Here is a 21438-nt window from a genome sequence, read left to right on the forward strand (position 1 = left end):
CCGCGACAACATCGCAGTGACGACGCAGTAGTTAGCGCAGTTCACGCATTTCAGGCGTCCCGCAGAAGGACGCCGAGTCTCCCCACTCGAATATTCCCGCCGTACGCATGCGGATAGCAATCGTTCGCCTGCGCAACGGCATCGGTACGTCCTGACGCACTCCTTGTGCGGCCCTTTGGGCCGCGCGGGCGCGTCGGCGTTTTCGGAACACGAGGAAGGAAATGCAAGCAGACAAATCGGTAGCAGGTGACAACACCGAACGCGGTATCGACGCGGGCTTCGTCGCCGGCGACTGGACAAGCCGCGTGATCGAAGGCAGGAAGACGGGCGCAAGCGTGACGCTGCCTGCATGGCTCGACGCGTCGTACGAGACGATGCGCACGCAGGTGATGGACACGGGTTATCCGTGCTTTTTCGGCACCATGGCGGAACGGCGCGGCGAGATGTTCTATGCGTTCGTGAACGGCAAAGACATCTCGGACCTGCCGGCAACAATGCAGACTTTCGCTGAGTTGGCCTCGCGCCCCGAGTATCGCAAGAACAATATCGCGGTGTTCTTCGAGCCGGACGCTGAGCCGCTTTCGCACGACGCCTACCACGCGCTGTTCTGGAACGCGCTGCAAACGCTGCATAACGTCGACCCCGATCCGAACGCCGACGCGCAGCCTGAACCCTCGCACGAAGACTGGGAGTTCTCGTTCGCGGGCGTGGAAATGTTCGTCGTCTGTGCGTGCCCGTCGTTCCATACGCGTCACAGCCGCAATCTCGGCCCCGGCATGGTCTTGCTGTTCCAGCCGCGCAGCGTGTTCGTCGATACGATCACGAACAAGGTGATCGGCCGTGAGGCGCGCAATCAGGTGCGCAAGCGGCTCGAAACCTGGGACGACGTGTCGGCGCATCCGGATCTCGGTTTCTACGGCGACCCGGGCAACCTGGAGTGGAAGCAGTATTTCCTCACCGATGAAAACACGCCCGCCGGCGATCGCTGCCCGTTCCTCAAGCGCAGCAGGCGTGTGCTGGCCGATGGTGCGGACACTAGCGCACCGATCGCGGCAGCCGTATCTGCACCTGCCGAGGCCGCGCAGGATCTTGTGAGCATGATGCTGCGCCACGTCGCCACGCAGCCGGACCGCATCGCCGTGCGTTTTCTCTTGGACGGCGAGCGCGACGAACAGGTGCTCACTTACGGCCAGTTGCATCGCCGCGCGCTGGCCTGCGCGGAGCGTTTGTCGCGCGACGCGCAGCGCGGCGACCGCGCGATTCTGCTTCTGCCCACCGGTCTCGATTACGTCGCCGGTTTCCTCGGTTGTCTGTATGCCGGCGTGATCGCGGTACCCGCGTATCCGCCCGAGTCGTCCAATCCACAGCATCTGCACCGGGTGCGCGCGATGTTCGACGACTGCGAGCCGCGTGTGATCCTCACTGATCGCGCGCACGAAGCGCTGCTGTCGAATCTCGTCGATAGCGCGGATTCGCCGCTGGCGACGCGTTGTACGACGCTGCTGGTGGACACGGTGCAGCAGGGCGCCACCGGTGGTTTTGCCGTCCAGCCGCCCGCCGCCGACGATCTCGCGTTCCTGCAGTACACGTCAGGTTCGACGGCCGCGCCAAAGGGCGTGATGGTGAGCCACGGCAACGTGAGCGCCAATGAAATCGCCATCCGCGAGGCAATGGCTTTCAGCGCGGACGACATCATGGTGAGCTGGTTGCCGCTCTATCACGACATGGGTCTGATCGGCGGGCTGCTGGCTCCGCTCTTCGTCGGTTTTCCGGTGGTGCTGATGTCACCCGCTCATTTTCTCGAGCGGCCGGCGCGCTGGCTGCAGGCCGTGTCGCACTATCGCGCAACAGTGAGCGGTGGTCCGAACTTCGCGTATCAACTGTGCGCTGAGCGCGTGCGCGCAGACCAACTGAGCGGTGTGGACCTCTCGTCGTGGCGTGTCGCATTCTGCGGCGCAGAGCCGATTCGCGCCGCGACGCTCGACGGGTTTGCACATATTGGCGCTGAAGCGAAGCTCGCCGCGACCGCGCTGTATCCCTGCTATGGGCTCGCGGAAGCGACGCTGCTGGTGAGCGGCGTCGATGCGGGACAAGGCTACGCGTTGTTCGACGCGGAACGCAGCGCGCTTGCAGCGGGACACGCCGCGCGGGCCCATGCCAGCGATGCTGCGTCGCTTGCCGGGGCTACACGTCTTGTCGAAGGCGGACGCGTGCAGGCGCGCCACGCGGTGCGCATCGTCGATCCGCAAACGGGGGTGAACCTCGAGAGCGGCCGCATTGGCGAAATCTGGTTTGGCGGCCCGAGCGTCGCGCAGGGCTACTGGAACAATCCGCAGGCGAGCGCCGAGACGTTCGTCCGCGATGCGAACGGCGAGCGCTGGCTGCGTACCGGTGACCTCGGTTTCATGTCTGGCGAGCGCCTGTATGTGAACGGCCGTGTGAAAGATCTGATCATCGTGCGCGGACAGAATCTCTACCCGCAGGATATCGAGGCGACGCTAGCCGCCCGCGTCGCCGCGCTGCGGCCCGGGCGTATCGCGGCGTTTGCGGTTGCGCAAGGCAAGGACGGTGAGGGGATCGGCATCGCCGCGGAGATTTCACGCGTCACCGCACGCAATCTCGACGAAGCCGCGCTGTTTGCGCAGATCGAAGCGGTCATCGTCGACGCGCATCGCGAACCCGTTGCCGCCATCGCGATCCTGAAACCCGGCACGCTGCCGCGCACGTCAAGCGGCAAACTGAGGCGCAGCGCCTGTGCACAAGGCTGGCGCGAACAGACGCTCGACCTCTTTGCACGCTACTCGCGCGACGAGACCGGCGCGCTTGTGCGCGGCGGTGTGCGCCGGGAGGCCGGGACGCCGACTGAAGCGGCATTGCTGTCGATCTGGCAAACCGTGTTCGACGACGCCGGCTTGTCCTGCGATGTCGACTTCTTCGCGCTCGGCGGCCAGTCGATCACGGCGACCGCACTGGTCGCGCGCATCCGTGTTGCGTTTAAACGCGACGTGCCGCTCGATTTCGTTTTCACGCAGCGTTCGATCGCCTCGCAGGCTGCGTGGCTCGACCAGAGCTCGCATGAAGTAACCTCAGGCGAACGCGTGTCGCCGGTCGGCATTGCGGCTGCTGTCGATGCCTCGGCGCTGTCCGCCGGACAGCGTGCGTTGTGGTACCTGTGGCGCGAGGCGCCCAACAGTTCGGCCTACAACGTGTCGGGCGCGTTCCAGATCGACGGCGCGCTCGACGTGGCGAGGTTGAGCGATGCCGTGTCGGCACTGGTGAAGCGTCATCCGCAACTGACGATGCGTGTGCGGCCGGACGGCGCGAACCCGCGGGCTGCATTCGACGCACACGCGGCACAACTCGAGATCGTCAATACGGATGCCCGCAACGACACGAACGACACGAACGACCGCATCCAGACCCTGATCGATGCGCCGTTCGATCTGGAGCGCGGCCCGCTGTTCCGCGCGCATCTTGTACGCGGCGTCGAGGGCTCGCATGCACTCGTGCTATCGCTTCATCACATCATCGCGGATGCACATTCGTGCGCAGTGATCATGCGGGACCTGATGCGCCTGTATACGTCGGACGACGATCTTGAATCGCCGACGGCAACCTATGCCGACTACTGCGCCCAGCAAAATGCATTTGCCGCATCGGACGCCGAACGCCAGCAACTCGACTTCTGGCGCGAAGCGCTAGGCGATGCGAGTCCCGCCGCGCGCTTGCCCGCCGATCGCTCGCAGCATGCATTGCCGCGCGGAGGCCATGCAAAGGGTGGCCGTCTGCGTGTCGATCTGCCGGCGCAACTGGCCGTAGCGCTGCGCGAGCTTGCAAACGACGAAGGCACGACGCTGTTCACCGTGCTGCTCAGCGCCTTCGCGGTTGCGATCGAGCGCTATTCGAATCAGTCCGATATCCGGATCGGCGTGCCCGTGTCGAACCGGCGCGAACTGGCGTTCGAGAACGTGGTCGGCTACTTCGTCAATACAACGGTAGTGCGCGCGCAAGTCGAGCGTGCCAGGCCATTCGCGTCGCTGGTCGATGCGGTGCAGGACAGCCTGCTCACGGCGCGCCGGCACGCCGACGTGCCGTTCCCGCGAGTCAGCGACGCATTGCGCGAGCGTGGCCCGTTGTTCGAGATCATGTTTAACCTCGAGGAAGCGGTGCTGCAGGATGCCGTTGCGCCGGCCGGCCTCGCCTTGAGCGATCTCGATCTGCGTGCGCGTGACGTGCCGTTCGAATTGTCGCTGGACGTAACGGCGGCGCGCGACGGGGTATCGCTGTCTTTCAGCTATCTCGCGCGCCGCTTCGACGCGGCCACGATCGATGCCTTTGCGCGCCGTTATGTCGGGCTGCTCGAACAGATCGCGGCGAACCCGGCGATGGCAATCGCGCAGTGGCAAGTCGACGGTGCGGCTGCATCGTTGGACGACCAGTGTGAACGCGCGACGGCCTTCCTGCCGCTGACCACACGCATCGAACGTCAGGTGCGCGAGACGCCGTACGCCACCGCGTTGCGCTGCGATGGCGAATCGGTCAGCTATGCGCAACTGGCAGTGCGCGCCGGGCAACTCGCGGGTGCGCTGCGCACAGCCGGCGCCCACGCCGACGAATCGGTCGCCATTCTGTTAGGCCGCACGCCGGCGCTGGTTGCCGCGATGCTCGGCACGATGCAAAGCGGTGCGTGCTACGTGCCGCTCGACGCCGCGTATCCTGCCGAGCGGATCGCGCACATGCTCGACGATGCCCGCGTGCGTATCGTGATTACCGATCAGGCTCATGCACGACGGCATGCCGCCGCGCTGGCCGGTCGCACGCTGATTCTGGTCAGTGACGCCGCAACTGCCTCAGCTTTGGACGTTGATGCCAACGCCAGCGCACGTGTGCATCCGGATCAACTTGCCTACGTCGTATTCACGTCGGGTTCGACGGGCAGGCCCAAGGGCGTCGCAATTTCGCATCGCGCGCTCGCAAGCCATATCGACGACTTCATCGCGATGCACGAGGTCGGCCGCGATGATGTCGTGTTGCAGTTCTCGACACTGAGCTTCGATGCGTCGATCGAGCAGTTGTGGCCGGCGCTCGCCGTCGGTGCTGCCGTGGCGATGCGCGGCGATGCGTCGTGGGATCCCGAGATGCTCGAAGCGTATCTGCGCGACGAGTGCGTCACGCTCGCCGATCTGCCGACGTCGTACTGGCGTGAATGGACAGCGTCGCTTGTGGGTCGAACGCACGTCGACGGCCTCGCGTTGTTGCGCACGATCACGGTGGGCGGTGAAGCGGTGTCGGCCGATCTACTGGGCCGCTGGCAGAGCGGCCCGCTCGGGCACGTGCGTTTCGTGAACACCTATGGGCCGACCGAGACGACTGTTGTCGCGCTCGCGCATGCCACCACCGCTAGCGATACGGAATCTGGCGTGGTGCCGGTTGGCCGCGCGCTGACGCATCGCAAGGCTGTGTTGCTGGATCGCCATGGCGAGGCGGTTCCCGTTGGCGGGGTCGGCGAACTATGCATCGGTGGGCCGACGCTTGCACGCGGCTATATTGGCCGGCCTGGTATCAGCGCGGCCGTCTTCGTGCCCGATCGTTCGGGTGTACCGGGCGCGCGTCTCTATCGAACCGGCGATCTGTGCCGGCAGCGCGCGGACGGTAGCTTCGACTTCCTCGGACGCGTCGATCAGCAACTGAAGATTCGCGGCGTGCGCGTCGAACCGGGCGAAATCGAGGCTGCTCTGCGCGAGTCTCCGGGTATCGCCGATGCATGGGTTGTTGCGCATCGTCCGGCCGGTGATTTCGATTCCGATTCCGAGGCCGAAGTCGGTCCGCAACTGGTCGCCTACGTGGTCACGGCGCACGCCGCGCCGTTCGATGCCGCAGCGTTGCGGCGCGTGCTGGCCGAAATGCTGCCGGCCGTGATGATCCCCAGTGTTTTCATCCCGCTCGACGCGTTGCCGCTAACGGCCAACGGCAAGCTCGATCGCCGCGCCTTGCCGAAGCCGCCGGAAGCTGTGCCTGCAGATGCATTGATGGCTGGAGGGATGAGCCCGCGCGAGGCGCAACTGCTGACGCTCTATCGCGAGGTTCTGCATCGCCCCGACTGTGCCCTTGACGACGACTTCTTCGCGCTGGGCGGCGATTCGATCCTGTCACTGCAACTCGTGGCGCGCGCGAAAGACGCCGGCCTGACCCTGACCTCGCGGCAGGTCTTCGCCGCACCCGATGTGCGCAGTCTCGCGCAATTGGTGGCGAACGAAAACGCTGACATCACTCCGCACGACGATGCGCTCTTTAACGAACCGCGTGGCGGGTCAGTGCCATTGACGCCGATTCAGGCGTGGTTCTTCGAGCACTATCCGGATGCACCGGCGCGCTGGAACCAGGCGGCCATGCTGCAACTGTCCGAGCCGCTCGATACGGCGCGCCTCGAAGCTGCGCTGCATGCGCTTGTCGTTCGGCACGACGCGTTGCGACTGCGGTTCACACAGACACTTTCAGGCGAATGGCGGCAGCGCATCGAATCCACCGATGCATGGCGAGCGCGCAGCGTACGGCTGCTACTCGACAGCGGCGCGGACGACGCGTCGCAGACGATCGACCAGGTGCACGGCAGTCTTTCGCTGCAGGACGGTCCGCTGCTGCGAGCAGCATTGTTGCGCGGCGAGGGCCACGACCGTCTGCTGATCGCGATTCATCACCTCGCCGTCGATGCGGTCTCGTGGCACGTTCTGCTGCGCGATCTTGAACAGCTCTATCGACACGGTGAGTCGCGTTCACGAGCGACATCGTTCGGCGCCTGGGCGTCGATGCAGACGCATGCCGCACAGCAACCAACGGCCGCTGCAGTTCTTGCAGACGAACTCGATGTCTGGCGTCGTCAGCTAGCGCAAGCAGCCAAATCGTCAGCACGTTTTGCCATCAAGTCCGCAGCCGTCGCGACCATTGGAACAGACACGGTGCTCGCCGAACTGGACCATCGTCGTCAACGGATGGCGGCCACACGGATTGTCAGCCCGGCATGGCACGAGGCGCGCCGTCGCCCCGACGTGCTACTGGCCGCATTGGTCAACACGCTGTGCGAAAGCAACGACACGCACGGGCAGGCGCATTGCGAAGGGATCGTTGTCGAGATTGAAGGACATGGCCGGCAGGTCGAATTGCCGGGTGCCGCATCGGTCGATCTGTCGACAACGGTCGGCTGGTTCACCAGCCGCTTCCCGCTCTGGATCGCGCGCGGCGCGCATGCCGCAGATATTGCGGCGGCGCTTGCCACCGTACCGGCGAACGGTGCGCGCTGGGGCATGCTCGAATACAGCGCCGACGCGACACTGCGCAACGGGGCGCGCGCGTTGCCGCGTGCCGAAGTGGTCTTCAACTATCTCGGCGACGTGTCGGCTGCCGGCATGGCATCGCAACGCCCGCTCTGGTCGGTCACGGCGGACCCGGTCGGCATGACGGGCCAGGCGCGCCGGCCGGACGCCGCAACGATTCGGTTGACGCTTGACGCGATGCTCGTCGATGGCGATCTGGTGTTCGACTGGCACGCCGATCCGGCCTGTATCGATGCCGCCGAACTGGATACGTTGACGCAACGCTTTGCCACGTACCTGCAAGGCGGCGAGCGCGAGCATGGCGCGAACGATGATGCATCGTCGGCCGCAGCGGCACTCGCGTTACGCAGCCCGCTGGCCGCATTAAACGCGGCACACATTGAAGCCTGCTTCAGCAATCCCGACGCGATAGAAAGCCTGCATCCGCTCTCGCCGATGCAGCGTGGCATGCTCTCCCATGCGCTGCACGCAGAGGCCGATCCGTACTATGTGCAGCACGTGTTCACACTCGACGGGATCCGCGATCCCCAACTGTTTGAACAGGCATGGCAGAACGCCGTTGAACGGCATCCGATGCTGCGTACGGATTTTCACTGGGACGGTCTGCCTGTGCCCGTGCAGGCGGTGCGCAAGTCAGCCGCGCTCGCCATGGATCATCGCGACTGGCGCGGGCTGGATGGACAGACGCTGCGCGACACGCTCGTGGCGCAATGGCGTACTGAACACGCACAGGGATTCGATTTTGCGAAGGCCGCCGATCTGCGGATCGCGCTGATCCGCACCGATGCCGAGCGCTACCTGCTCGCATGGCGCTTCCATCATATTCAGCTGGACGGCTGGAGTCTTGCCGCATTGTTCAACGAAGTCGCGGCGGATTACGCGCGACTCGCCGCACCGGACGATGCGAAACCCGCATTGACGCAGCAGCATGTGGCGGCGCCAGGATTCGGCCGTTACGCCGACTGGCTGGCGGAACGGTCGTTCGAGGTATCGGAGCAGTGGTGGCGCGATGCGTTGGCCGGCTTCGACGAGCGCACACCAGTACCTTACGCGAGGCGCGCGCAAGCGCAGGCTGAACGCACAAGCGAGACGTCGGACGCGGGCCGGAGTCGCTATGCCGAACAGCACGCCGACCTCGACGACGCGCTGACGCATGCGTTGCGCGATTGCACCTGTGCGCACGGCGTCACGCTGAATACGCTGATGCAGGGCGCGTGGGCATGGCTGCTGTCGCGTCACAGCGGCAAGCGCGACGTCGTCTTCGGCATGACGACGGCCGGACGCAGTGCGCCGCTCGACGGTATCGAACAGTCGATCGGGTTGTTCATCAATACGGTGCCGCTGCGTGTCGAGCTTCGTCCAGAGAGTACGGTGGTCGATTGGCTGCGTGCGCTGCAGCGTCACAGCGGCAGCGTGCGCGAGCACGAACTGCTGCCGCTCGATGCGATCCAGGCCGTGAGCGAAGCCGGCGCCGAGCAGGCGCTGTTCGATACGGTCGTGGTGTTCGAAAACTACCCGATCGATCCGCGGATGACGCAGTACCCGCACGGCTTGCGCGGAGCGGCACATCTCGAGTTGCCGCTCGCGCAGAATGCGCAGGGTGCGGAGACGTTCGGCCGCAATCATTTTGCGTTGAGCCTTGTCGTGTCGCCGGGCCCGCAGCCGCGAGTGGTGCTGGCCTACGACCGTCACGTGATCGGTGACGATTCGGTCTTCGCGCTGTCGCAGCAGTTCCAGTCCGCGCTCGCGCAACTGGCCGGTTCGCCCGCGACTCGACTCGGCGCGCTCGGCTGGCATGAACAGACAGATACATCGACGTTAGCGGCGGCGCTTTCCGTGCCTTCTGTGCCCGGGCCTACGCTGCTGCAAACTGTCGCCGCGCGTGCGTCGGACGATCGGACGCGCGAGGCGGACGCATTGGTGTTCAACGGCGAACGTATCAGTTGGTCGTCGTTGTGGGCGTGGTCCGGGCAGATCGCACGACGGCTCGCAGCCGCACAGGCCGTGCCGGACGCACAGGCATCGGCTCCACGCCCGCGCGATATCGCGGAGCCTCACATCGCAATCCTGCTGCCGCGCGGGCCCGCGCTCGTGGCCGGCATTCTCGCGGCATGGCGTCTCGGCGCCGCGTATGTGCCGCTGGATCCGGGCCACCCCGCGCAGCGTCTTGCCTGGCAGATCGAGGATTGCGGTGCGTCGCTTTGCGTGTGCGACGAACGTCCATCGTGGATGCCGGCACACGTCGAGACCGTGCGGCCGTCGCGTTATTTCGCGGATGGCGCTGGCTTCGCCGATCGGGTCGAACCCGGCCGTGCAGTTCATCCCGCCCAGACAGCGTATGTGATCTACACGTCCGGTTCGACGGGACGGCCGAAGGGCGTCGCGATCAGCCACGGCGCGTTGCTCAATTACACGCGCTCGCTGGTGGCGCGTGTGCCCGCCGCCGTCAGAAGCGCGGCGTACGTCTCGACGCCGGCGGCAGATCTCGGGCACACGGTGCTGTTCGGCGCGCTCTGGGCAGGCTGGACGCTTCATCCGCTCGACGAAGACTGTGCCTTCGATCCGGACCGGTTCGCCGCCTACATCGGCCAGTATGAAATCGATCTGCTGAAGATCGTGCCGAGTCATCTCGCGTCGCTGCTGCAGGCGCAACATCCAGCACGCGTGTTGCCGCGGCAGTGTTTGATCGTCGGTGGCGAAGCGACACCGGTTTCGCTGGCCAGTCGCATTCAGGAATTGGCGCCGCGCTGCCTGCTGCTGAATCACTACGGACCGAGCGAGACGACTGTCGGCGCCATTACGGGTGTCGCGTCCAACGAGGCGCGAGCCGCTTCGCTGACGCTCGATGAACCGATCGACGCAATGCGTCTCGTCATCGTCGATCACGACGGCCACGCGGTAGCGCATGGCGTGGCGGGCGAGCTATGCATCGGCGGAGCGGGGCTGGCGCGCGGCTATCTGAATCAGCCCGGCCGCACGGCCGAGCGATTCGTGCCGGACCCGATGGCGGCGGGCGAGCGTGTGTACCGCACCGGCGACCGGGCGCGCCGTCTGGCGTCGGGGCGCATCGAATGGCTGGGACGTATCGACGATCAGGTGAAGATCCGCGGCTTTCGCATCGAACCCGGCGAAATCGCGGCGGTTCTGCGCGGCTTGCCCGGCGTGCGCGATGCGGCGGTGCTGGCGGGCAACGAAGACAGCGCCGGAGACAGCGCTGGAGAAAGCGCGCGTATCCGTCTGACCGGCTACGTATGCGGCGATGCGCTGGATGGTGCAACGTTGCGGCAGGCCCTTGCGACCTTGCTGCCCGATGCGCTCGTGCCCGCGCGCATCGTCACGCTTGCGCAATTGCCGCTGACGAAGAACGGCAAGCTGGACCGCGCCGCGCTCGAAGCGCTGGCGGACGAAGCGCCGCAGCAGCGAAGCATCGAAGCGCCGTCGAATGCCGTCGAAGAGCAGTTGCTGGCGATCTGGCATGACGTGCTGGAGCGCGGCGACATTGGTGTGCTCGACAACTTCTTCGAAACCGGCGGTGATTCGATCCTGAGCCTGAAGCTGATCGCGAAAGCGCGCCGCGCGGGCCTGTCGCTCTCGCCGAAGCTCGTCCTGACCCATCCGACGGTGCGCGCGCTGGCCTCGCAACTGGCAGGCGCAAGCGCTTCGCCTGAGCGCCAGGGCGCGGCGGCAACGAGCGGTGCGGTCGGCAAACAAACCTTGAAGTCGTGGTTGGAAGAACTCGAATGAATGCGTTGATCAAGTCTTTGGCAGTGGATGAAACGGTGTCTCCCGGCTCGGCAACTGCAGCAGCTTCAACTGCTACTGCTCCCGCATATGATGCCGGTGAGCTTCTCGACATCTCGCGCCGTTATGCGAGCTTGCCGCCCGAGCGCCGCCGTGCATTTCGCGAGCGCCTGCGAGCGCATGGTTTCGACGTCGCGCAGTTGCCGGTGGTGGCATTGCCGGATCAGGACGATGCGTCAGCCGACGCGCCGCTTTCACCGGCGCAGGAGCGTTTGTGGTTTCTGTGGCGGTTGAATCCGGCAAGCGCGGCGTACAACATGTCGGGCGTGCTGCGCCTGAAAGGCGCGGTCGATGTGCCGGCATTGCGCGCCACGTTTGCCGCGCTGGTGACGCGTCACGCATCGTTGCGCACGCGTTTCGTGGAGGTCGATGGCGAGCCGCGTCAACGTGTGAGCAACGAGCCCGCATTCGGTTGGGCGGAGCAGCGCCTTGCGGGTCAGAGCGACTCATCCATCCAGATTGTGCTGGACCAGCTTGCATGGCGGCCCTTCGATCTCGAACACGGACCGTTGCTGCGTGTCGATCTGGTGCGAACGGAAAGCGACGAGCAGCGCCTTCTGATTTCAATGCATCACATCGTGTCCGATGGCTGGTCGATTGGTGTGCTGTTTGCTGAGTTCCTGTCGCTGTACGAAGCCGCGGTGACGTCGGATGATCGCGAGCCGCATACGCTCGAAGCGCGTGCGCAACTGGAGCCGTTGCGCATCCAGTATGCCGACTACGCGCGCTGGCAACGCGAATGGTTCGACGATGAGGCGCTGGCTGAGCAGCTCGACTACTGGCGCACGCAGCTCGCGCCTGTCGACGTGGAAGCGCTTGCGTTACCGTTCGACCGCAGCCGCACCGGCGCGCGCGACACGGCGGCCGGCACGCGTGCCGGTACGGTGTCGGCCTGCGTGCCGGCAGCGACGGCGAATGCGCTGAAACATTTCGCGGGCACGCGCAGCACCACGCTATTCGCCGCGTTACTGGCTGCCTTCGACGTGCTGCTGCATCGCTACACCGGCTCGCGCGATGTGCGCGTGGGTGTGCCGGTGGCGGGCCGGCACGGCGCTGACACAACCGGCCTGATCGGTTTCTTCGTCAACACGATTGTGATGCGCACTTCGCTGCGAGCGAGCGATACCTATGCCGGCTTGCTCGACCAGGTGTCGGCACGCCTCGCCGAAGGGCAGTGCAATCAGGACCTGCCGTTCGCCAGACTGGTCGAGGCGTTGCAGCCGATGCGGGAACCCGGCCGTACGCCGCTTTTCGACGTGATGTTCAACCTGCGGCAACATCCGTCGCATCGTGCATCGCTGCCTGGACTCGATGTCGAAAGTGTGGCGCTCAATGTGGATGCCGCGCAGTTCGATTTGAGCCTGAATGCGGCGGAAAGCGAGCGCGGTATCGATCTGTCGTTCGATTTTGCGAGCGATGTGTTCGATGCGTCGACGGTGGAGCGTCTGCTTGCACACTATGTGTCGATACTCGATGAGGCGGCGCGGGCGCCGGATACGCGTGTTGGTGCGTTTGCGCTGGGCGATGGCGTGGCGTTGCCTGATGAGACTGCACGGTACATTGCGGTACCGTTCGAACCTGTGACGGTATCGATCGAAGCGCAGGCACGCATGCGTCCCGATGCGATCGCCGTGTGCTGCGATGGTGAATCGCTCACCTACGCACAACTCGACGCCTGGTCGAACCGCATCGCGCATCGGCTGGTTGCACTCGGCGTGCAGCGCGACGAGCGCGTTGGTGTGAGCCTCGAGCGTTCGTGCGCGCTGGTGGCCGCACTGCTCGGTGTGCTGAAGGCCGGCGGCGCCTACGTGCCACTCGATCCTTCCTATCCGGCAGGACGTCTGTCGGCCATGATCGCCGATGCGGGCGTACAGCGTGTCGTGCTGCAGGAACTCGATCCGGTGTTCGACGGCTGTGAACGGGTGCAGGTCGATGGCGTGGGCAACGAGCCATCGGATGCGTGCAATGTCGCCATCGACGCACAGCAGCTCGCCTACGTGATCTTCACCTCCGGTTCAACGGGCCGTCCGAAGGGCGTCGGCATCACGCATGCGAACATGTCGCGCCTGCTGTCGGCGACACGCGCGCAGTTCGCCTTCGATGAGCACGACGTGTGGACGCTATTCCATTCGTACGCGTTCGACTTCTCGGTGTGGGAGCTGTTCGGCGCACTGGTACACGGTGCACGGCTCGTGGTCGTGCCGTACTGGAGTGCGCGTGATACACGTGCCTTTCATGCGCTGCTGCGCGAAGAACGGGTGACGGTGCTGAACCAGACACCGTCCGCGTTCGTGCCGCTGATGCAGCACGATCTGGAATGCCGTCGCGCGGGCGACGCGTCGCTCGACGCACTGCGTGTGGTGGTGTTTGGCGGCGAGAAGCTCGAACCGTCGCTGCTGGGCGCATGGATCGACGCGTGCGGCGCGCAGGCGCCGGCGATGGTGAACATGTACGGCATCACGGAAACGACGGTGCACGTGACGTACCGTCGGCTGCAAAGACAGGAGATGGGAGCGGGTGCACGCAGCGTGATCGGCGAGGCGCTTGCCGATCTGCAGCTGCACGTGCTGGACGACGACATGAACCCGGTGCCGCGCGGAGCGGTGGGCGAACTGTACGTGGGCGGTGCGGGTCTCGCGCGTGGCTATCTGGGGCGACCGGGGCTGAGTGCTGAGCGGTTTGTGCCGGACCAGTGGGGAGCGGACGGCGCGCGACTGTACCGTTCAGGCGATGTGGCGCGGCGTGAAGCCGATGGCGGGATCGTCTATATCGGCCGTAACGATGCGCAGGTGAAGATCCGCGGTTTCCGGATCGAACTCGGAGAAATCGAGGCGGTGCTGGCGGTGCTGCCGATGGTGCGTGAGGCACGGGTGCTGGCGCATGAAGGGCGGCGGCTCGTCGCCTATGTGGTGCCGCAAGGGAAGACTGCGTGCGATGCCGCGCAACTGGAACAGGCGCTTGCGCAGGCGCTGCCGTCGCATATGGTGCCGGGTGCGTATGTGCTGCTCGACGCCTTGCCGCTGACACACAACGGCAAGCTCGACCGTGCCGCGCTGCCGGCACCGGATGCAACCACGGTCGACGAACACGTGGAACCGACCACGCCAACCGAGGCGTTACTCGCGCAGATCTGGCGTGACGTGCTGGGCGTCGAACGTGTTGGTGCGCATGATGATTTCTTCAGGCTCGGCGGACATTCGCTGCTCGCTGTGCGCGTGTTGTCGCGCGTGCGTCGGGAGGTGGGCCGCGACGTGCCGCTGCAGGCCGTCTTCGATCATCCCGAGTTGCAACGCTTTGCTCGCTATCTCGACGAACTGGCCGAACTGACGCACGCCGATGAGTCGTCTGCCGCGACGCAGGACGTGTCGATTCCTCGTGTCACGAAACCCGGCGAGCCTGTACCGCTGTCGCATGCGCAGGAGCGTCTGTGGGTGCTGTGGCGGCTCGAACCTGACAGCGCCGCCTACAACGTGGCCGGCGCGCTGCGTCTGGAAGGCGAACTGTCCTTGCCCGCATTGCGCAGCGCGCTCGACGCATTGGCTGAACGCCACGACGCATTGCGTTTGCATTTCACGGAGGCGGGTGGCCTCGTGCGTCAGCAGATTGCCGATGCGGCTGTCGGGCATCAGTTCGAGTGGCGCGAATACGATTTGCAGGACCGCTCGAGCGAACTCGATAGCCAGCTTCGCGCCTTCGCGCAGGAGTCTTTCGATCTGTTGGGCGGCCCGTCGTCACGCTTCGGCTTGTTCACGCTCGATGCAACGACTCATGTGCTGGCACTGTCGATGCATCACATCATCGCCGACGGCTGGTCGATCCGGGTGTTGATCGAAGATTTCAGCGCACTCTATGCGGCAGCGCTGGATGCATCGGAGGCCACGGCGTTGCCTTCGCTGCCGATCCAGTACACCGATTTCGCTGCCTGGCAGCGTCGGCGTATTGACGAAACCGCGCTGGACGCGCAACTCGATTTCTGGCGCACGACGCTGGGTACCTCACATCCGGTGCTGGAGTTGCCGGTCGATCGCGAACGGCGTCACGCACGTTCTGGTGCCGGGGGCCGTGTGTCGCACACCGTGCCGCGTGGTGTCGCGCAACGTCTGCGTGACGGTCATGCCGCTTATGGCGGCCAGGGCGTGACGCTCTTCATGGCCTTGCTCGCTGCCTTCGACGTGCTGCTGTATCGCTACACCGGCGCGCCGGACATTCGTGTCGGCATTCCGGCTGCGGGACGTGAGCAGATCGAGACGGAAGGCGTTGTCGGATTCTTCGTCAACACGCTGGTGATCCGCAGCGATCTGCGCGCGCGCGAGACTTTTGTTCAGCTCGCGGAGCAGGTACGGGATCGGGTGCTGGCCGCGCACGCGCATCAGGACGTGCCGTTCGGCCGCATCGTCGATGCATTGCAGCCGGAGCGTAATCTGCTGCAAACGCCGCTGTTTCAGGTGATGTTCGATCTGCGTGTCGACGACGGTATCGACGCGCTGCGGCTGCCGGGTCTATCGGCGACGCGCATCGACGCCGGCACGGGCAGCACGCAATACGATCTGATGCTGCACGCGGAGGAACGCGACGGCGCACTCGATCTGTCGTTCAGCTTCGCGAGCGATGTGTTTGATGAATCGACGGTGGAGCGTCTGCTTGCGCACTATGTGTCGATACTCGATGAGGCGGCGCGGGCGCCGGATACGCGTGTTGGTGCGTTTGCGCTGGGCGATGGCGTGGCGTTGCCTGATGAGACTGCACGGTACATTGCGGTACCGTTCGAACCTGTGACGGTATCGATCGAAGCGCAGGCACGCATGCGTCCCGATGCGATCGCCGTGTGCTGCGATGGTGAATCGCTCACCTACGCACAACTCGACGCCTGGTCGAACCGCATCGCGCATCGGCTGGTTGCACTCGGCGTGCAGCGCGACGAGCGCGTTGGTGTGAGCCTCGAGCGTTCGTGCGCGCTGGTGGCCGCACTGCTCGGTGTGCTGAAGGCCGGCGGCGCCTACGTGCCACTCGATCCTTCCTATCCGGCAGGACGTCTGTCGGCCATGATCGCCGATGCGGGCGTACAGCGTGTCGTGCTGCAGGAACTCGATCCGGTGTTCGACGGCTGTGAACGGGTGCAGGTCGATGGCGTGGGCAACGAGCCATCGGATGCGTGCAATGTCGCCATCGACGCACAGCAGCTCGCCTACGTGATCTTCACCTCCGGTTCAACGGGCCGTCCGAAGGGCGTCGGCATCACGCATGCGAACATGTCGCGCCTGCTGTCGGCGACACGCGCGCAGTTCGCCTTCGATGAGCACGACGTGTGGACGCTATTCCATTCGTACGCGTTCGACTTCTCGGTGTGGGAGCTGTTCGGCGCACTGGTACACGGTGCACGGCTCGTGGTCGTGCCGTACTGGAGTGCGCGTGATACACGTGCCTTTCATGCGCTGCTGCGCGAAGAACGGGTGACGGTGCTGAACCAGACACCGTCCGCGTTCGTGCCGCTGATGCAGCACGATCTGGAATGCCGTCGCGCGGGCGACGCGTCGCTCGACGCACTGCGTGTGGTGGTGTTTGGCGGCGAGAAGCTCGAACCGTCGCTGCTGGGCGCATGGATCGACGCGTGCGGCGCGCAGGCGCCGGCGATGGTGAACATGTACGGCATCACGGAAACGACGGTGCACGTGACGTACCGTCGGCTGCAAAGACAGGAGATGGGAGCGGGTGCACGCAGCGTGATCGGCGAGGCGCTTGCCGATCTGCAGCTGCACGTGCTGGACGACGACATGAACCCGGTGCCGCGCGGAGCGGTGGGCGAACTGTACGTGGGCGGTGCGGGTCTCGCGCGTGGCTATCTGGGGCGACCGGGGCTGAGTGCTGAGCGGTTTGTGCCGGACCAGTGGGGAGCGGACGGCGCGCGACTGTACCGTTCAGGCGATGTGGCGCGGCGTGAAGCCGATGGCGGGATCGTCTATATCGGCCGTAACGATGCGCAGGTGAAGATCCGCGGTTTCCGGATCGAACTCGGAGAAATCGAGGCGGTGCTGGCGGTGCTGCCGATGGTGCGTGAGGCACGGGTGCTGGCGCATGAAGGGCGGCGGCTCGTCGCCTACGTGGTGCCGCAAGGAAAGACTGCGTGCGATGCCGCGCAACTGGAACAGGCGCTTGCGCAGGCGCTGCCGTCGCATATGGTGCCGGGTGCGTATGTGCTGCTCGACGCCTTGCCGCTGACGCACAACGGCAAGCTGGATCGTGCTGCGCTGCCGGCGCCGGATGTAACCCCTGCCGATGAACACGTGGAACCATCCACACCAACCGAGGCGTTACTCGCGCAGATCTGGCGTGACGTGCTGGGCGTCGAACGTGTTGGTGCGCATGATGATTTCTTCAGGCTCGGCGGCGACTCGATCCTCAGTTTGCAGGTCGTTGCGCGTGCTCAGGAAGCGAATCTGGATATCACACCGCGTCAGTTGTTCGAACATCCGACTGTCGCGGGACTCGCAGCCGTCGCCGAAGCGCAGCGCAATCAGCCGCGCTCGCGCACGGCAATCGAACGTCACGACGCGATGCCTTTGACGCCGATCCAGTCGTGGTTTTTCGAACTTCATCCGCGTGGGGAATCGCACTGGAATCAATCGGTGCTGCTGACTTCCGGAGTGCCGCTCGACGTGCATGCGCTGCAACTTGCATGGCGCCATCTGCAGAAGCGGCATGACGCGTTGCGCCTGCGGTTTGCACGCGATGCTGTCAATCGCATCGGTTCGTCCGATGCACACAGCAGCGAGGAGGCGAGTGAATGGCAACAACGTGTGCTGCCATTCGACGGCGGCACAGCAATCGAGAGCCTCGATCTACGCGCATTGCCGGACGCGGTCTCCCGTCTCGACGAGGCGTGCGACGCAGCGCAACGCAGCCTCGACATCGAGCACGGCCCGGTGTGCCGCATGCTGCACGCGAAAATGGACGATGGCGAACGTGTGCTGATCGTCGTGCATCACCTGTGCGTCGATGGGGTGTCGTGGCGCATCCTGTTGCGCGAACTGGAACGCGACTACGCCGCAGCCGTTGTCAATGAAAATGAAGCAGACGACACCGTCGCCGCTACATCTACACCGTGGAGCGCGTGGGTTGCGGCGCAACGCGAGCATGCCGCATCGGATGCGGTCATGTCGGACGCGTCCGCCTGGCGCGCGGCGCTTGCTGATGCAGACACGTGGTTACCCGTGTCCAATGAGGCTCGCACCACCGCTATGTTTGGTGCGAGCCGCACCCGTGAAGTGGGCTTCGACGCCGACATCACGCGCCGACTGTCGAACCACGCCACTCGCGTTTATCGACTGCGGGTGGACGAACTGCTGCTGACGGCGCTGGCGCAGACGCTGAGTGCCTGGCGTGAGCGGCCCGGCGTGCTGATCGACGTCGAAAGTCATGGCCGCACGCATCCGGTCGGCGAACTCGATCTGAGCGGAACGATCGGATGGTTCACGACGCGCTATCCGTTGTGGATCGATGCGCCGGACAACCCGGCCGATGCGCTGCTGCATGTGAAAGATCGCGTGCGCGATGTGCGCTTCGACGGCATTCACTGGATGTGGCTCACGCAGACCGATGCCGCGCGCTCGACGCGTGGCGCTGGGACGCTTGCTGACCTGCCGCGCGCGCAGGTGAGCTTCAACTATCTGGGCCGCTTCGATACGTCGCTCGAGCAGGGCGGCCAGTTTCATTTTGCGGCCGAAGCAGGGGGCGCGCCGCTTGCTGCGCGCTCGCCGCTGCCGTATGTGATCGACGTCAACGGCCTGATCGCGAATGAAGGGTTGTCGCTCACATGGCGTTACAGCCCCGACGTAGTCGACGACGCGACTATTGTGCGCCTCGCGAGCGATTTCGAGGCGCGCGTGCTGCGTCTGATCGAGCATTGCGAGACGATGCCGGCGGTGCCGACCCGTCACGATTTCGACCTCGCGCCGCTCACGCGCGCGCAGTTCGACACAGTGGCCGCGCATCTGCCCGATGATGTGGCCGATCTCTATCCGGCCACGCCGCTGCAACAGGGCATTCTCTATCACAGCCTCATCGACGAGGCGCAGCAGAGCTATACGAACCAGTTGCATCTGACGTTGATCGGCACGCTCGACGTCGCCGCGCTGCAGAATGCGTGGCAGCAGGCCGTTGAGCGTCATGACATCTTGCGCACGCAGTTTTTCTGGCAATACGAGGGCGTGCCGCTGCAGGTCGTCAGACGCGCGTTACGGTTGCCGTTCGAGCGCGTCGCGTTGCACGCGCAGGACCTCGATATGCATGCGCTGCGGCTTTCGCAGTGGCGGGCCGACGATCTGCAGAAGGGCTTCAGCTTCGAGGCCGCGCCGTTGATGCGCGTGACGTTGTTCGAGCGGCCGGATGGTGCGCACGATCTGATCTGGACGCATCATCACCTGTTGATGGACGGCTGGAGCAGCGCGCAGCTGTTGTCCGAAATCGCCCAGACGTATCGCGCTTTGACGAATGTCGGAGGTGAGGCAGGAACGCTGCCGGCAAATGCGCCGCGCTTTCGAGACTATGTGCGCTGGTTGCAGGCGCAACCGGGCAGCGAAGCCTGGTGGCGCGAGCAGCTCGCGCGTCGTGACGAACCCGCGACGCTGCAATCCGGCCTCGGACGCACAGCGGCGCCGCAACCCGGTGTCGCGCAACGGCGTATCGCACTCGATGCGCGCCAGTCGGAGTTGTTACAGCACGCTAGCCGTACGCTCGGCGTGACGCTGAACACGATTACTCAGGGCGCCTGGGCGTTGTTGCTCGCGCGTTACGGCAATCGGCAACAGGCGGCGTTCGGCGTGACGGTGTCGGGGCGGCCGGCCGGCTTGCGTGGCGCGCAGCAGATGCTTGGACTTTTCATTCACAGCCTGCCGCTTTGCGTCGACGCGCGACCGGACGAGCAGGTGTCTACCTGGTTGCGTTCGATCCAGGCGCATAACGTTGCGTTGCGTCAGCACGAACACACGCCGCTTTCGCACATCCAGCAATGGGCCGGACAGGGGGGCGAATCGCTGTTCGACTCGCTGCTCGTGTTCGAAAACTATCCGATCGACGAGGCCGCGCGCGACCAGCGTGGCGCGCTGGAAATCGTCGCGACGGAGTCGGTGGATCCGACGCATTACCCGTTGACGCTGTCGATCCTGCCGCGCGAGGGCATCGAGATCGAATGGTCGTGGAATACGGCGCTGTTCGACGCGTCGACGATAGAGCGGGTGAGCGGTCACTACGTGGAGCTGCTGGAACAGATGTGCGCACCGGGCGAGCGGCGTCTGTGTGAACTGTCGATGGGGGCAGGCGCGGGGGCTGCGAGCGCGGCGCAACGTGCGTCGTATGCGTATGTGCCGACGGTTGCGCGTTTCGAGTCGCGTGCGCAGATGTGTGGTGACAGGCAGGCCGTGATATGCGGCGACGAGCGGCTCAGCTATGCGCAGCTCGACGCGTGGGCGGACCGCCTGGGCGTGGCGCTGATGCGCGCGGGGGTGGCGCACGAGGACCGGGTTGGGGTGTGTCTTGAGCGCTCGGCGGGACTGGCCGCGGCGCTGCTGGGGATCTGGAAGGCGGGCGCGGCGCAGGTGCCGCTGGACCCGTCGTATCCGGCGGCACGGTTGCGCGACATGATTGAGGATGCGGGGGTGCGCTGCGTGATCGTTGATGCAGCGAGTGCGGTGCAGCTGTCGGCGGTGCTTGAGGGCTGCGTGCAGGTGCGGATTGGGGAGGTTGGGCCAGTCGATGAACCGGTCGATGGGCAGGCCGGTGAGGACGGCAATGAACACGCCGACAGGCAGACTGGTGATCAAGCTGGTGCACACGCCAATGAACACGCCAATGAACAGGGCGGTGACCAGAGGGATGAGCAGGTCAATGAGCAGGTCAATGAGCAGGTCAATGAGCAGGTCAATGAGCAGGTCAATGGGCAGGTCAATGGGCAGCCCGATGGTCAGTTCGATAGGCAGTTCGATGTAGCTGCCACTGCGGTTGCCGGCGGACGTGCCCGGCCGGATGCACCGCGTGCCCTGCGCGCGCTGCGCAAACGCACCGCATCGATCCACCCGGAGCAGCTCGCCTACGTGATCTACACGTCGGGCTCGACCGGACGGCCCAAGGGCGTGGCGGTGAGCCAGCGCGCGCTCTCGCTGCACCTGGAGGACTTCATCGGCACCTACGGCATTTCGTCACGGGACACGCTGCTGCAGTCGTCGACGATCAACTTCGACGTGGCGCTGCACGAACTGCTGCCGGCGCTGCTGATGGGCGGACAGGTGTGCATGCGTGGGGCCGCCGCATGGGA

At 65.2% G+C, this 21438-nt stretch carries 2 protein-coding genes; both read left to right on the plus strand.

Annotated features, from left to right (window positions below):
- Positions 1-221: 221 nt before the first annotated feature.
- Positions 222-11075, plus strand: a complete 10854-nt coding sequence (locus R8871_RS30120; protein WP_175053722.1) for a non-ribosomal peptide synthetase — start codon at positions 222-224, stop codon at positions 11073-11075.
- Positions 11072-21438 (plus strand): non-ribosomal peptide synthetase (locus R8871_RS30125; protein ID WP_175053723.1); only part of this gene is annotated, 10367 nt, incomplete at its 3' end. The genes R8871_RS30120 and R8871_RS30125, both read left to right, overlap by 4 nt.

Source organism: Paraburkholderia sediminicola, from assembly GCF_902859805.1.
In the GTDB taxonomy this organism is placed as follows: domain Bacteria; phylum Pseudomonadota; class Gammaproteobacteria; order Burkholderiales; family Burkholderiaceae; genus Paraburkholderia; species Paraburkholderia sediminicola.

Excerpts from the sequence above, each read along its gene's own strand:
- R8871_RS30120 (WP_175053722.1), top strand. The coding sequence starts at position 222 with ATGCAAGCAGACAAATCGGTAGCAGGTGACAACACCGAACGCGGTATC.